1 pseudogene is annotated in these 515 nt (G+C 70.9%); it reads right to left on the reverse strand.

Going from position 1 to position 515, the window contains the following annotated elements:
- Positions 1-461 (reverse strand): annotated as a pseudogene (locus tag P3X83_RS43235) (hypothetical protein); the annotation flags it as partial.
- Positions 462-515 lie beyond the last annotated feature (54 nt).

The raw sequence follows: 515 nt of genomic DNA on the forward strand, positions 1-515 counted from the left end.
AGGCGCCTGCCGTACACGCCGGAGGCGCGCACCGCGACCTGGTCCTCACCCGAACCACCGGTTAGCACCCAGCCAAGACGGCTGATGGCCCGCTCATCCAGCTCGGCGGGCAGGTCGATCAGACCGCCCCACCGATCCGGCAGCTCCAGCGCCGCCACCCGGCCCAAGCCCCACACCTGCGCCGCGACCGGATCCGTCAGGTTGTCCGAACGGCCGACCGACACCGCGCCACGGGTCACCGCCCACACAGGGGCGTCGACTTCCAGGATCTGGAGAAGTTCCAGCGTGGCCGCCGCGTCGAGCGTCGAGAGCACGCCCGCGTACTCGACGTCCGGGTCAACGGTCTCGCTTACCGATGCACCGAGCGACCGCAATGCCTGCTTGAGCCGGTCGTCGGCACCGGCCACCAGCCAGTGGCCGTCCAGGGATGCCCGGCCCGCCTCCAGCGGGGTCCAGGACACCTGGTAGCGCCATGAATCCAGGACGGAACGCTCACGGCGATCCTTCCGCCACGC

It is taken from the genome of Spongiactinospora sp. TRM90649 (genome assembly GCF_029382225.1).
Lineage (GTDB): Bacteria > Actinomycetota > Actinomycetes > Streptosporangiales > Streptosporangiaceae > Spongiactinospora.